Below are 14060 nucleotides of genomic sequence, written 5' to 3'. Positions count from 1 at the left end.
GCGGCGCTCACTTTATTCGGTTTTAGATTTTTCTTTATGAAACATATTACATACTAATCCTCCTAACAGTGCACCATACAACGTACTGTTTAGTGGTCTTGACGTCATGGCACAAGTATCAGTCATACAACCCACAAAATGATAATACAAATAGCCTACAATGGCGCCTATTAATACCCCGATTAGAGTGTGTTTGTGTTTTAATATATGTGTCATGTATGACTGTGTTTGATGTTACAAAGATGCGATATTGATTTCGCTTTGGCTGTCACATTTGTTACACTGGTTATTTTGATTGTCAACCTTTTAAGATCTCCGATTTTAGATTAAATTTACAACCGTAAATAAGTGTACTAATAGCTTTGTTTTTAGATCGGATTATTTAAGCTGATTGTACTTACTAAAAAACAAATCCACCTCTTCTTTAAAAATGTCTAACGGAATGCGATGCTCTAAATCATTTCGAAGATGGATGTTGTATTCTGGGTGAAGTGCTATGGTTTCACTTAGAAATTGAAGTGTTTCTGTTGGATTCACCACTGTATCTGCTGTGCCTAAAATAATATGTTTTAAAATGCTTTTTTGATGTGTGAATTCAGGAATATTTTGCTGTACCGAGCGTCGCGCTAAAGCAGGGTTAAATAGTAATGCCGGACATTGAAATTGATTAGACACATAATAGCCCGCAAAGCCACCCATACTGCTACCTATAACCACATGCATGTTGGACGTTTGATAGGTAGTAATAAGTTGGGCAATAGCATCTGCGTTATTTTCATAATCGATAGACGGCGCGTATACGGTGCCATAGTGTTCTAAAACAGATCGTTTTTCGGCGCTTAAACTGCTGTTGAGTCCGTGGATGTATAAAATGTTCATATGTGATGTATTTTACGGTTAACTATTAAAAGGTAGACACAAATATGGACATAGACACTGACAAAACATGTCAGTCTTAAAATTATTTTGGTAAAAGTGAATAGGATTATTTGTTACCGAACTGGTAATTAGGCTTTATATTTTTTATAGATAGCTTCTATTTTTGACTTTATATGTTCGCGATACCACATGGGCTCTAGGACTTCGACTTCGGAACTCATTTTTAAGATTTGAGTGTCAAATTCGTAATTCGGTCTAATCTCATAGCTAATTTTAATGTCCTCTGGGTTTTTGTCATCTAAAATCACTTGAGAGTGGTGTAGGGGAAGGCTTTTTAAGTAGCGCATATGTTTTTCGTCCGTTTGAATAACTATGCGTGCTTTAGGCGTTTCATTTATGCGGACCCCCACAATATCTTTAAATTTATCTAATTCCTGTTGGAAGTTTTTCTTTTGTACGGTAGTGAGTTCGCCTTGCTGGATTTCAGAAAGTCTATCTATTCCAAAAATACGCAGGTCTTCGGTTGCTTCTATAATACCAATTACATACCAGCGGTTTAAGTACTCTTTAACCATTAAGGGCGAAATGGTGTAGGCTTTTACGGTGTCTTTATAATAGTTATAATGGGTAAACGATAGCTTACAACCTTGTTTTATGGCTATTAAAATAGGCTGTAAATTTTCGATACCTTTCAACTCTGGTGTGTTTTCAAAATGCACATATTCCATTAGTTTTTTGTCGCCTCTTAACCCATCAGAAAACAGTTCGGCTAGGCTAACCAGTTCTAAAAACCTAAAAAAGGAGGGAATATCTATACTCTCTTCTTTATTAATAAAATAGCCGTTATATACTCTGTTGTAGGTGATTTCGATACCAAAATCGGTTCTTAGTTTTTTTAAATCTCGGTGAAACGTTCGGTAGGACACTACGAGATCGTATGTTTTTAGATAGTCGAAAATCTGATTTATGGAAGGGTAGTACTTGTCTTTTATGAATTGCAGAATTTTAAGCGTGCGTTTGGATAAATGTGGATTATTCATTTGTACGTCAGTTATAAAGTTGATTGTAATTCACCCTCTTAAAAGTATAAATAAGATTTTAATCCGACAAGTATTGTTTGTGAAAGACACAGACTCAGTTTTTTACAATCGAAACCTTGGAAAGCAAGAAAAGACTAATGCCGATGAATGATAACACCTACAGTTAATTTTTAAATAAATTTTATCAAAGCGATTTATAATGTATTGGATCATGTTTAAGTGTATGAGATGATGTGAAACAAAATAATAAAATGTTTTAAAACCTTTGGTATAACGTGATCTAAATATATGTGGGTTTCAATATACTTTTAGGATAAAATGTGAAGTATGAAGTTTTGAAGTGGATTTGAAATGAGCACCTATAGTATCTTAAATCATTGAAATGTATTAGATTATATGTCTTATCCGTTAGGTATTAGAGCGTCAATTAAAGTAGGTGTTTTTATATAAAAACAGGGTTAAAGTATATACCTTAACCCTGAATTCTACACATTTAAATAGCATGTTCCTGTTGCTTACAATTTAGATATGCTATATGTGTTCTGATATAATAAGTTATTTAGAACCTATATTCAGTTTTGCAATTATAGGAAAATGGTCTGAAATGAATTTATCACCACGTTGTCCGTCTAATATTTGTAAACTTAATGGCTTGATATTGCCTTTATAATAAATGTAATCTATTCTGTTTTCAGATGTTTTGTTGGCTACATTCCATCCGTTAGAACTGTATTCTGGACCATAAACCTGATCTTTGTCTAGTGTAAGATAAGGGTCTTTAAATCCGTTATTTAATAAGATTTCAGTAGGTTCGCTATCTGGAGCACTATTAAAATCGCCAGTAACTATTACAGGTTCGTTTTTAGCAATAGTATTTATTTTTTTACTTATTAATTTAGCACTCTCTAAACGTGCTTCCTTGCCTTTATGATCGAAATGGGTATTAAACAGATAAAAGGTTTTGCCACTTATTTTATCTTTAAATAAGGCCCAAGTAACAATACGGGGCAGATTAGCATCCCAACCTTTAGAAGCAACTTGAGTAGGGGTTTTAGATAACCAAAATGTTTCATGTTTAATGATTTCAAATCTATCTTTTCTGTAAAATATTGGTGAAAATTCGCCTTCATTCCCACCATTTCTACCGATACCAATATGTTCATAGTTTGGTAAAAGCTTTTGCATGTCTAGAAGTTGAGAGTAGGTAACCTCTTGCCCACCTATAAGATCTGCTTTTATAAAACGCATGCTGTGCGTAAGCCATTCTTTTCTGTTATCCCATATGTTTATTCCGTCTTGATCGCTATTATATCTTACATTGAAAGATACGACTGTTAATTCTTGATTTTGAGCTTGAGAAAAAACACTACTACCTAGTAGTAGTGCAAGTATTAGTATTGAAAGGTGTTTCATTAGTTCCAATTTGGGTTTTGTTCAAGGTTAGGATTGAGTTGTAATTCTAGACGAGGTATAGGATATAAGTAATCTTTATTTTCATTAAATTGCCTGCTGTTGTAATCTGGATGCGGATCGACTAATCCATTAGCATCTAATGAGATATCTGAACCTAATTTATAGTATTGTACACCACTTATTGTGTTGTCGGGTCTATCTCCCTCGTAGATAACTACGTTTGTTTCACTGTTTCCAGTAAGATCGTAAGATCCTGGTCCAGGAAAGTATAAACCACGAATTGGTTGCGTTAATGTTTGGCCTGCTTTCCAGCGTACAACATCGTCCCATCTAAAATCTTCCATATACAATTCGATTCTTCTTTCTCTCCTTATTTCTAAAATAACGCCTTTATTTCCACCAGTAACATTTGTGTACTGATTTGCCATAAAAGTATCTGGAGTAGTATTTGATTTATCTAGATTTAGATTTGGCATATTAATACGTTTACGCAGAAGATTAATAGATTTATCTAAATCTATTTGTGTTAAAGTACCTAATTCTGCCTTAGCTTCAGCATAATTAAGGACGACTTCCCCTAAGCGATAAATAGGTAAGTCGGTTATGGATTGGTTATTGGTATCATATACCGGTTCTGTAACATATTTTATAATTTGGTAACCGGTTACTGTAGCCCCTAAATTTGGTGCTAGGGGAATACTTTGACCTTTTCTTGTATAACCAGGAGTTCGGATGGTTTGCGACAAACGAGGGTCTCTGTTTTTTACCTCCTCAATAAATGGTGTTTTATCGTAATTTGGTGCGTCTGTGAAGCGTGAACCATCACTGTTTAAATAGCTATTTACTAAATCTTTTGTCATACCTGGACGACCATAAGAACTTGTTGTGGTATAGTAGTTTACATTATGACCTATACTTAAATCTTTAGAATATGCACGCGCAAGAATAATTTCTGTTTCATTTGCATTATGAGCATTAAAAAGTTCTAAATAATCCATATTAGGCGTACCTGTTGTGTAAATCTGATAAGGAGAATTGTCTATTAACTCTAAGGAAGCTGATACGGAAGCCTCTAAATATGTTTCGTAACCACTATTTTCTCTGTATTTTTGAAACGTACCCTCATAAAGACCTACTCTAGATTTTAGAGCTAAAGCTGTATACTTATTAACTTCGTAAGTGTTTTTTTCTGACTTTAAGTTTGCTATAGCCCAATCCAAATCTTCAAGAATTTTTGCTACGATGAATGCTCTAGAATCTCTAGGTTTTGTTAGTGCCTCTATATCGTCTGGAGAAATAGGTTTGTCATACCATGGTAGAGCACCAAATCTTTGAAGTTTATCGAAATAAAATCTCGCTCTGAAAAAATGAGCAACACCTCCATAATGCGCTTTAGCGGCTTCGTCCTCACATTTCTCGTATTCTTGAAGGAAAAAATTTATATCTTTAAGATATTCCCAATCCCAGCCACCACCAGTAGATGGTACTAGCCGTGTACCTCTAATTTCATCACTTAATTCCGTTTGAATAATATTATCTGTGATAGCGTCTCCATTATAAATAGAAGTGCTTGGCCACATGCGATAAAATCCGTTGGTATATAGTTGTAAATCGCTAGAGGTATTAAAAAATGTTTCTGCAGTAATTTCAGACAATGGTTGTGTATCTAATAAATCGTCACTGCATGAATACAAGCAAAATGCTGTAATTAAACTGTAAATTATATTTTTAAAATTCATGATTATTAGGTTTAAAATTTTAGAGACATACCTATCGAGTATGTTTTAGAAAAAGGAGTAGTTTGCGCTGTACTTCTGTTAGATGAAGCAGACGGACTGTTTAGGTTAACAGAATTACTTGCGGCTTCTGGGTCGATGTAATCTGTTAATGAAGAGAGTGTTAGCAGGTTTTCTCCACTAAAGTAAAAACGAAGTCTTGTTGTAGGCGATTTAAATATAGCTTTAGCAGGTAAAGTATAACCGAAAGTTATATTTTTCATTCTAAGATAAGCTACACTTTGTAAATATCTATCATTCACTTTTTCTAGTGAACCACCTAAGGCAATGTATCCGTAATTTCTAGGGAAATATGCATCTGTGTTTTCAGGTGTCCAAATATTATCTGCTAGATCTTTTCTGATATATGAGTTGTAAGGTCTGTTGTATGGTCCCCAGAATAATCTAGAATCAGAATTAGGATACCAATCTTGTTTTCCTACTCCTTGAAAGAATACGGATATATCGAACCCTTTCCAGTCAGCATTTGCAAGAAAGCTGTAAAGGTATTGAGGAGCGGAATTACCAATAATTTCCCTGTCTCCAGAATTGTTTACAGTATTTTCGCCTTCTCCAATATATCCATCACCGTCTAAGTCGATGTATTTTACATCGCCTGGTTGCAAGCCACCACCAGATGTTATACGGTTTGAGACAAAACTCTGATCGGCGTGATTCGCGATTTCACTTTCGGATTGAAAAAGCCCATCAATTCTGTATCCCCATAGCTCGCCAATAGTCATGCCTTCATAAAAATCGACTAGACTCAAATTTGGATTTTCGAAGTTTGTTATTTTTGTTTTTGAATTAGATAAGTTACCTGTTACAGAAAAAGAAAACGGATCGCCAGATAGATTAAAAGAGTCGGCATAGCTTGCAGATAATTCAAATCCTTTAGTTCTTAAATCTGCTGCATTTTCTAAAGGAGAACTTGTACCTAAAACACTTGGTAAAGTTGCTCCAGGCGATAACATACCATCAGTGTCTCTCATAAACCAATCGAAAGTTAACGATAGGCGGTTTTTTAACAAATTAATATCTACACCAAAATCTAGAGTACTTACTTTTTCCCATGTAATTTCCGTTGGGTTTAATGTTGGAGATTCTATATAGTTTAATTGACTATCGTTTAAAACATAATTATATAAACCGTTTGGCATTGTTGGAAAGTAGGCATAATCATCAATGTTTTGATTTCCTAAAGATCCGTAAGATGCTCTAATTTTAAAAAGATCAAATGTGTTGCCTGTAATGTTTTTGAAAAACCCTTCCTTATTTAATAGCCAACCTGCAGAAGCAGAAGGGAAAAATCCCCATCTGTAATCAGATGGAAATCTCGAAGTTCCATCATATCTTCCGTTAAATTCAAACACATATTTGTCTTTGTAATCGTAAGTTAAACGGTAAAATAAACCTTGAATCGCCCATTCTGAAGCACTTCCAGAAGCATTAGGATTAGTAGTTGCTAGACCGAGTGAAATTAAATCATCCGAGATTAAATTCTGTTTAGAAGCCGATATACTTTTTGTAAGGAACGTTTCTTGATTAAATCCAACTGTAGCTTTTAAGGAATGATTTCCAAAGTTTCCTTTGTAATCCCCATAAATGTTAAAAGCATTATATTCACTTTCGGTGCGAAATTCATTCAGGTAATCGTTCCCCATAAGATCTATTTGTTCTGGATAAATTGAATAGGGAATCTTGGTAGAGCGTTGGTATCTGCTATAGTTATTTCTTCTAATAGCATAGCTTGCATTTAATTTAACATTACGTAAAGGTGTTATTTCTACAGAAGCAATGTTTGAAAACTCGTTATCTGTCGTTTCCTGTTTCGATGTGCCTTGTAACAAAGCGGCATAGAGTCCATCCCCGATAGTATAATTATTTAATTCGGTACGCCAAAGTGCTCCTCCGTTTGGATTTATAGGTACATAAGAGGGTAGTGCGTGTACCCACATATTACTTTTCCAGACATTACTGTAACTTCCATATTGACTTCCCCCATGTTCTAAATCTTCAGAACTATTGTATTGCATATTGTTTGTAAATGTTAACCAATCTGCAGCTATAATATCTGTTTTACTTCTCAAGTTATATTTATCGTATGTGTCTTCTTGAACCTTTAATATTCCTTCAGATTTGTAGTTTCTATAAGAAAAATATGTTTTTATTTTATCAGTTCCTCCGGAAATAGAAGCTGAATATATCTGTGTAGGATAACTCTTTTTGAAAAATGTATTCCACCAGTCTGTTGCCCCATAATGTACATATTGATCCTTACCATTTCGTTGGTCTATTACAACCCTTGCAAGAGATGGGTCTTGAGATACCTCGTAAAGAGCTTGCATATCCTCTTCAGTATAACCAGTATAAGAAGCTCCACTATTATTTCTAAAGGATTCGTCGACAATAGATACCGCTTTAAAAGGATCTTTAAGGAAATCTGTATTCATAGTAGGAGAATTCATTGCAGTTGTAACATCTACATTTACTTGTATGTTCCCATTAGATGCATTTTTAGTTTTCACTAATAAGACTCCAAAAGAACCTCTTGCACCATAGATGGCGGCAGCACCAGCATCTTTAAGCACACTTATTGACTCTACGTCGTTAGGGTTTAACGTGCTTAGGTCACCTTCTATACCGTCGATTAAAATTAATGGCGTACCTCCATTAATAGAAGTAAATCCTCTTATGTTAATGATTGGCTCGGAACCTACTTTTCCTGTGCTTTGAGTGACATTTAAACCCGGGCTAACCCCTTGTAGACTTCCACCGACATCGGCTATTGGTCTTTGTTCTATAAATTTAGTGTCGACCGTATTTACTGCAGTGGATATTTTTTCTCGACTTGTTTCTCCGTATCCTACAATAACGACTTCGTCCAGCGCATTTTGGTCGATCTCCATTTGAATATTTAAGGGATTCAGATTATTAATCGTGATTTCTTGAGATTTATAACCGATATACGATACTTTAATAACTGCGGGTAATTTTGATATGGCAAGAGAAAATTTTCCGTCGAAATCTGTCGAACTTCCATTTTTACTTGATATATCTACGACTGAAGCGCCAGGTAGTGGTATTCCATTTTCGTCTAAGATTGTACCATTAATATTTTGTTGTTGTAGAATGTAATTTGTAATTGTTTTTTTATGATTCTCATTTTTTGTGTAAAAATTGGTTTTAGCTATTACCGCTGAATAATTAAAAAACAAAAGAACGGCGACCAAATAAAAGACCGTATTATTTTTATTTTTATTAGAATTTATTAAATTGTATTGCATTAGAATTTAATTATGGAGTTTTTACTGTAATTTAATTTTTAGTATCCCGTTTCTGTTAGAGCAGAAGCGGGTTTTAAATTTTGGATTAATTCAAGGCGTTTATTCTTATAAGCTTAGGTTTTTAAGGAGGTGATGAAATTTTTTACAAATAAATGAAATTGTTATTTCCTATATCTACTTATAACTTTAACTAAGGATTAACTAAATATTAATTGTGATATGTTTTCTGTGGAAAGATTAACTTAAAGTTTACTTTGCGCTTAAGATGAAATAGAATTTTTGGTTAAATGTAGACTCTTGTAGAAAGGAGGATGTATTTTGAAAGAGTTATTTAATAAAGCAATTTATAGTGATTTGTTTTTTGGATAGAGTTTATTTTTAGTTAACTATTTAAGTAAAATATAGCACTACTTCTTTAAAATTAAAAAAGGTAACAAAACGGATTACGCTCTATTACCTTTTTTGGAGATAAATTATGTGAATTTATCTTGTACACTAAATGATATTTAAACTTCTAGTTTGTAAACTCAACTATATAAGCAGATACTATAACTTTTTTACTTCCGAAGAATGGAAAAAAGGAATTTTTATATTCAACAGTTTCGTTTATTATGGCTTTCGAGCTTCCTAGAATATCAGCATTCTCTAACATATTCGCTTTAGCCTCAGCAATTAATCCATTTCTAGAAAGACCTCCAAAACCTAAGATATATCTTGCTTCAGATTCACCTTGTACTCTTTCAAGGATTTTGTAGTTGTTTTTAGCTAAGACAACTTCTGTTGTATTGTTGTTTAAGTTACTAGTCATCCCTTCATGGACGGCGCAACTTGATAAAAACATAGAGCAAAAAATAGCTGCTACTACTGTGATTTTTTTCATTATAAATCTATTTTTAATATTTTGCCGTACTTTTTTTAAAGGAGTGTTCCGGTCGAATTCTTGTCCCAACGATAATTCTAAACATGAAGTACATTTAGTTCTTTTTTTATTAAAATTATCATTTAGGCACGAATGTAAATATTTAATAAAATTATATGTTACGGTAAACCGTAGTCTGAAAGCGTTTTATTTCTATTTATTTTAGTCGAGAAGTAACATGCTGTTATGTTGTGTGTAGTGAGGTTTCGTTTTAATTGTATTTCAAAAAAACAGCAAAATAGATAGTTATTCAATTTAAGTATCCAGATGGGTTACGTGCACTACATTCCCAGATCTAACTTTTAAAATCAAATTTAGTTCCTCATCATCTTCCTGTAAAGACAAAACAACTTCAGGTTTATTAGTAATTGATAGGTGGTGGTTGACATAAACTATCCGAAGCATAAAATTATCGACCTTTGAAACCGACATAGAACATCTTAAACATTATTAAGCGTGATGTCGGGTAAAATACAAATAGTAAGATAAATTGTTCACTTTAGAAATTTGTGTGATATTTAAATCTGTCATATATTATTTAAAAAAATATATTCTAACTGACTTTCCTTCAGCTTACTACCAAACCCATTATCTTTCTTTCTGCAAAGTACGGATATCATTAATGAGTGCGGTCATGTCTAAAGCGACAGTGCCATTATAAATACCACGAATCCTTTTGGTTTTATCGACTAAAATTAAATGTTCTGTGTGTAGAAATTCTGTACTGTCTCTGCTGAAACCTATATCTTCTTCGGCGTAATACGACTGTCGGGCTAGTGTATAAATATCACTTTTTTTACCTGTTAGAAATTGCCAGTTGGTATTAGTTATACCCTGGTTTTTCTTGTATGCGTTTAATACGCTAGGCGTATCGATCCATGGCGTAACGGAATAGGATAAAAATACAATACTGTTATCTTTTTGCAAGCTATCACTAACGATTTTTAGATGATCCGTCATGACAGGGCAAATACTACCACAACTCGTAAAAATAAAATTGGCGACGTGTATTTTACTCTCAATAATATCTTGATTCACTAAAACACTGTCTTGATTTAAGAATTCAAAATCACCAATAGTATGTGTGATTTCGTTTTCAACGCGAGAGGTATCCTGAATAAAAACCGGAGTAAACGTTGGGTCGTTATAGTAGGGCAACGCTAATGCCTCCTTTATGTTAGGTTCTTGTTTTTTGCTGTGATTACAGCTTATAATTAAAAAACTACTTAGCAATAAAAATACTATCCGATACATTTACACAATTTTTAGTTCCTAATAATCCATATCTTTTACCTTCAACAATCACGTAATTGGCCCTGATTTTTCCGTTATCATACCATAATTTTTGCGCACCGTCTTCTTGTCCGTTTTTATAGTTTGCCAAATGAAATAAAAATCCGTCGCTATTCCATTCTTTCAATTCGCCTTCATACCCATCATTTTTAGCAGAATATTCGAACCGTTTATTTCCGTTTTCCCAATAGGCAACTTGCTTTCCGTTTTTTTGTCCTGAAGCAAAATAACGCAGCTCCATCATCTCATTTCCTGCATACCATTTTTTTGAAACGCCTTCTTTTAATCCGTTATAATATCCTACTATTAACAGGGTATCTGCGGTTTCAGGGTAGAGTTCGTAAACAAAACCGGAATAGGTGTTATCATCTACGTAAAGCAAGTTGCGTTTTGTGGTTGTTTCAGATTTTAAAACGAATGACGTTGGGACTATTTTATCAATAATCACGTCGTTCGTTTTGCTTTTGCACGAACAGAAGTAAATACACAAGAATATTAAATAGCTATATTTCATTATTGTGTTACAGTTCCAGGTGTTCCATAATAACCATTTCCGTTTATATATGGGTCCGTATTCGTAATGTGATAATGGTAAATCCCATCAGGATAATCTTCTGTAGCGTGCGAATGACCATGATAAGCGTCTAAGCCAGTAACATCTTCTCCATCTTCTTCAGGACCATAAACAGGGAAACCATCTAGTAGAAAACCTAATAAAGCGGACTTGCTAGCAGTTACGGTTGTTAAATATAATGGTTCAATATGATAATGAAACGTTCCATTTCCTGTTGGGTGTCCCCAATATTGATCAAAACTTTTAAACTCGTCTGTAAGTGGCTGATTTGGGCCTGCATACTGATTAAATAAAGGCACGCCGTTTAACGAAACCCCTATAGCACCAAGTGGTGTTGCGGCATGGTTGGTCGCTACTGTTGGGTTTAAAGGGATTTTAAAAGTATAATCGAACGTAGCAATAGTATTCGGGTTTTTTACAAATGAATACCCCTCAAAAGTGGTCCCGCTAAAGTCCTCGTATAAATCGCTTGACGTCGGATAATACACACTTTTATGGTCTGGCGTTCCATCCGTTTTAATGAAAATATACGTGCCATCACTTGTAATACTCGTTGCGCCGTAAATTTTTGAATATACTTCAGGAACCTCTATAGTTTCTGTGGTTGTTTCCTCATCAGTATCTATGTTTTCATCATTTTCACTGCAGCTAACAAGGTTTAATAGAATGAGTATTAAGGCACAATTTTTAAGACTATTTAATTTCATATTGTTTTTTGAATTACGTTTAATTAGTGTTTCATTATAGTGTAGTCAAATGTAGTTCCTAGAGGTGTTAAAAAAAAATAGCATCAATAGAATGGCTAATTACATCAACGAAATCCTAGAAGCTAAGCCTTAGTCGTTCCTTAAAAACAATATAACGAGCAGAAGTTAGTGTTTTAAACCGACCAGAGATGAATATTATTTAGCGTATTTTTATCTGAATAGAAAGTAATATATTTAATGGTTTAAAATTTGATTGTGCATTCTTTATAAAGGGAATCTAGGTACTATGACAAAAGACATTCCATCTGTTACATTTAATCCTGAAAAACTCGATTCTGAAATCTCTAAAAATTTCGGTTTTGAAATTGTGCCTATTGAAAAAATTGCAAAATTTAAAAATAAGGGGAGTCATAATCCAGAATTACCACATCAGCTTAAGTTTTACAATCTCATTTTTTTTACAGAAGGATCTGGAAGACATTTTATCGATTTTAGTTGGTTTCCAGTACAACAAAATAGTTTAGTGTATTTAACCAAAGAACAAGTTAATGCCTTCGAGTTTTCAGAAACGCTGAAAGGGTTTTGTATCATTTTTACCGAAGCTTATTTTGTGGATTGTTTTTCTAATTTGTCTAAAGATTTTGTGTTCAGATTATTTAATCCGCAACTCTTTTCTCCCATATCACAGATTCCTAAAGCTTCAGATTTTATAGATTATTTTAATCTTTTACAGAAAGAATACAACACGTCTGATTCATTCAATCAGAAAAATATTATCAATGCGTTGTTTACTATTTTAATATCTAAAGCTGAAGATATTAAGCAACACCAAACCTTTCATATTAAGGATGCTTCAAAAGTTAACCTATTTCATAAATTCACTTCGCTAATAGAAATAAACCTTTCAAAAAGTAGAAATGCTAGTTTTTACGCCAAAGAATTGGCCATCTCATATAAGCATTTAAATGCCGTTTGTAGAGAGCTGGTTAATAAAACGGCAAAACATGTGATTGATGATTATATTATTCTTCAAGCGAAAAGAAATCTAATCAATTCTAGCATGAAAAGTTCAGAATTGGCCTATCGTTTAGGGTTTGATGATCCCACCAACTTCATTAAATATTTCAAGAAAAACACAGGATTAACCCCAAAAGAGTTTGTAAATTCACTTATAAAACAGTAATGGTTCAACTTTAACCATTTTAACACCGGTTTTCATCTTTTCTACACGCTGTAGTTGTTTCATCTTTGTACCATAATTAAACCCAAGAACATGAAACACATAATTACAACGGTTGCTGTTGTGCTTTTAACAACCACTAGCCATGCACAAAGTCAACAGCAAATCAATAACAACTTAGAAAAAATGGAAACTACCTCAGTAAAATCAAATAAAGACAAAGCGACAGCATTAATTACAAGTTTAGAAACTGGCGATAAATCGACTATTGCCTATATTAATCCAACGCACTACACCCAACACAATCTTGCCGTTGCCGATGGATTGAAAGGTTTTGGAGACGTCTTACATCATGCTCCAGAAAGCGGATTTAAAGCCAATGTAGTACGCGCTTTTCAAGATGGGGATTATGCGATTACGCATACCGAATACGACTTTTTTGGACCGAAAGTAGGGTTCGACATCTTTAAGTTTGAAAACGGTCAGATTATAGAACATTGGGATAATTTTTCAGATTTAGCGACTACAAATCCAAGTGGAAGAACACAAACGGACGGTGTTACAGCGGTTACAGATTTAGATAAAACAGCGGAAAATAAGGCTTTGGTAAAAGACTTTGTAAATACTGTTTTAATTGATGGGGAGTTCGATAAAATGTACAACTATTTTGATGGCGACAACTATATACAGCATAATACAAGGATTGGCGATGGAGTTTCTGGTTTGGGGAAAGCGCTAGAAGACATGGCAAAACAAGGCATTACTATGGTGATTAACAAAAATCATATGGTATTGGGTGAAGGTAATTTTGTGTTAACTGTTAGTGAAGGTACTTTTGCAGGTATACCAACATCTTTTTATGATTTGTTCCGCGTAGAAAACGGAAAAATCGCAGAGCATTGGGATGCCATTGAAGCCATCTTGCCAGAATCTGAACGAAAAAACAACAACGGAAAATTTAATTTTTAATTATAACTTTTAAATCAGAATAAA

The 14060-nt window shown here is 33.8% G+C and carries 12 protein-coding genes; 2 read left to right on the top strand and 10 right to left on the bottom strand.

Annotation, left to right across the window (positions count from 1 at the left end):
- Positions 1-12: 12 nt before the first annotated feature.
- From ACFFVB_RS12955 to ACFFVB_RS12910, 10 genes are all read right to left on the bottom strand, one after another.
- Positions 13-216 carry a DUF6132 family protein gene (locus ACFFVB_RS12955; protein WP_382383360.1) on the bottom strand — a complete coding sequence of 68 codons (204 nt, stop codon included), beginning with the start codon at positions 214-216 and terminating at the stop codon, positions 13-15.
- A 162-nt stretch (positions 217-378) separates the two neighbouring features.
- The gene (locus ACFFVB_RS12950) at positions 379-879 is read right to left on the bottom strand and encodes a YqiA/YcfP family alpha/beta fold hydrolase (protein ID WP_382383358.1); all 501 of its coding nucleotides are present in this window, start codon (positions 877-879) and stop codon (positions 379-381) included.
- Positions 880-1007: 128 nt separating this feature from the next.
- Positions 1008-1919 carry a helix-turn-helix transcriptional regulator gene (locus ACFFVB_RS12945; RefSeq protein ID WP_382383357.1) on the bottom strand — a complete coding sequence of 304 codons (912 nt, stop codon included), beginning with the start codon at positions 1917-1919 and terminating at the stop codon, positions 1008-1010.
- Between the two features lie 555 nt (positions 1920-2474).
- Positions 2475-3332 (bottom strand): endonuclease/exonuclease/phosphatase family protein, encoded by an 858-nt coding sequence (locus ACFFVB_RS12940; RefSeq protein ID WP_382383356.1) that lies wholly within the window; start codon positions 3330-3332, stop codon positions 2475-2477.
- A complete protein-coding gene (locus ACFFVB_RS12935) occupies positions 3332-5071 on the bottom strand; it encodes a RagB/SusD family nutrient uptake outer membrane protein (protein WP_382383354.1) in 1740 nt (579 codons plus the stop codon). The genes ACFFVB_RS12940 and ACFFVB_RS12935 overlap by 1 nt, the downstream gene beginning before the upstream one ends.
- Positions 5072-5082: 11 nt before the next feature.
- Complete coding sequence (locus tag ACFFVB_RS12930; RefSeq protein WP_382383352.1) at positions 5083-8394, bottom strand: SusC/RagA family TonB-linked outer membrane protein; 3312 nt, start codon at positions 8392-8394, stop codon at positions 5083-5085.
- A 514-nt stretch (positions 8395-8908) separates the two neighbouring features.
- On the bottom strand, positions 8909-9274 hold the full coding sequence (locus ACFFVB_RS12925) for a DUF6567 family protein (protein WP_382383351.1): 366 nt from the start codon (positions 9272-9274) through the stop codon (positions 8909-8911).
- A 627-nt stretch (positions 9275-9901) separates the two neighbouring features.
- Positions 9902-10567, bottom strand: coding sequence for an SCO family protein (locus tag ACFFVB_RS12920; RefSeq protein WP_382383350.1), 666 nt, complete (start codon positions 10565-10567; stop codon positions 9902-9904).
- Positions 10536-11054 carry a toxin-antitoxin system YwqK family antitoxin gene (locus tag ACFFVB_RS12915; protein WP_382383349.1) on the bottom strand — a complete coding sequence of 173 codons (519 nt, stop codon included), beginning with the start codon at positions 11052-11054 and terminating at the stop codon, positions 10536-10538. Before ACFFVB_RS12915 ends, ACFFVB_RS12920 begins: the two co-directional genes overlap by 32 nt.
- A gap of 65 nt (positions 11055-11119) precedes the next feature.
- Complete coding sequence (locus ACFFVB_RS12910; protein WP_382383347.1) at positions 11120-11887, bottom strand: YHYH protein; 768 nt, start codon at positions 11885-11887, stop codon at positions 11120-11122.
- Between the two features lie 286 nt (positions 11888-12173).
- On the opposite strand from ACFFVB_RS12910, the gene ACFFVB_RS12905 reads away from it, so the two are divergent.
- Together ACFFVB_RS12905 and ACFFVB_RS12900 are read left to right on the top strand one after the other, a co-directional pair.
- Complete coding sequence (locus ACFFVB_RS12905; protein ID WP_382383345.1) at positions 12174-13070, top strand: helix-turn-helix domain-containing protein; 897 nt, start codon at positions 12174-12176, stop codon at positions 13068-13070.
- 90 nt (positions 13071-13160) lie between these two features.
- Positions 13161-14036: a nuclear transport factor 2 family protein gene (locus ACFFVB_RS12900; RefSeq protein WP_382383344.1), complete on the top strand. Its 876-nt coding sequence runs from the start codon at positions 13161-13163 to the stop codon at positions 14034-14036.
- Positions 14037-14060 lie beyond the last annotated feature (24 nt).

Origin of the sequence: Formosa undariae (assembly GCF_042427615.1) — a bacterium.
GTDB classification, from domain to species: Bacteria; Bacteroidota; Bacteroidia; order Flavobacteriales; family Flavobacteriaceae; genus Formosa; species Formosa undariae.
This window is presented reverse-complemented; position numbering and strand designations above follow the sequence as displayed.

Bases quoted from the DNA above. Each gene is read 5' to 3' on its own strand.
- ACFFVB_RS12900 (WP_382383344.1), top strand. From the start codon at position 13,161: ATGAAACACATAATTACAACGGTTGCTGTTGTGCTTTTAACAACCACT.
- ACFFVB_RS12905 (WP_382383345.1), top strand. From the start codon at position 12,174: ATGACAAAAGACATTCCATCTGTTACATTTAATCCTGAAAAACTCGAT.
- ACFFVB_RS12920 (WP_382383350.1), bottom strand. From the start codon at position 10,567: ATGTATCGGATAGTATTTTTATTGCTAAGTAGTTTTTTAATTATAAGC.
- ACFFVB_RS12930 (WP_382383352.1), bottom strand. From the start codon at position 8,394: ATGCAATACAATTTAATAAATTCTAATAAAAATAAAAATAATACGGTC.
- ACFFVB_RS12925 (WP_382383351.1), bottom strand. From the start codon at position 9,274: ATGAAAAAAATCACAGTAGTAGCAGCTATTTTTTGCTCTATGTTTTTA.
- ACFFVB_RS12955 (WP_382383360.1), bottom strand. From the start codon at position 216: ATGACACATATATTAAAACACAAACACACTCTAATCGGGGTATTAATA.
- ACFFVB_RS12910 (WP_382383347.1), bottom strand. From the start codon at position 11,887: ATGAAATTAAATAGTCTTAAAAATTGTGCCTTAATACTCATTCTATTA.
- ACFFVB_RS12935 (WP_382383354.1), bottom strand. From the start codon at position 5,071: ATGAATTTTAAAAATATAATTTACAGTTTAATTACAGCATTTTGCTTG.
- ACFFVB_RS12950 (WP_382383358.1), bottom strand. From the start codon at position 879: ATGAACATTTTATACATCCACGGACTCAACAGCAGTTTAAGCGCCGAA.
- ACFFVB_RS12945 (WP_382383357.1), bottom strand. From the start codon at position 1,919: ATGAATAATCCACATTTATCCAAACGCACGCTTAAAATTCTGCAATTC.
- ACFFVB_RS12940 (WP_382383356.1), bottom strand. From the start codon at position 3,332: ATGAAACACCTTTCAATACTAATACTTGCACTACTACTAGGTAGTAGT.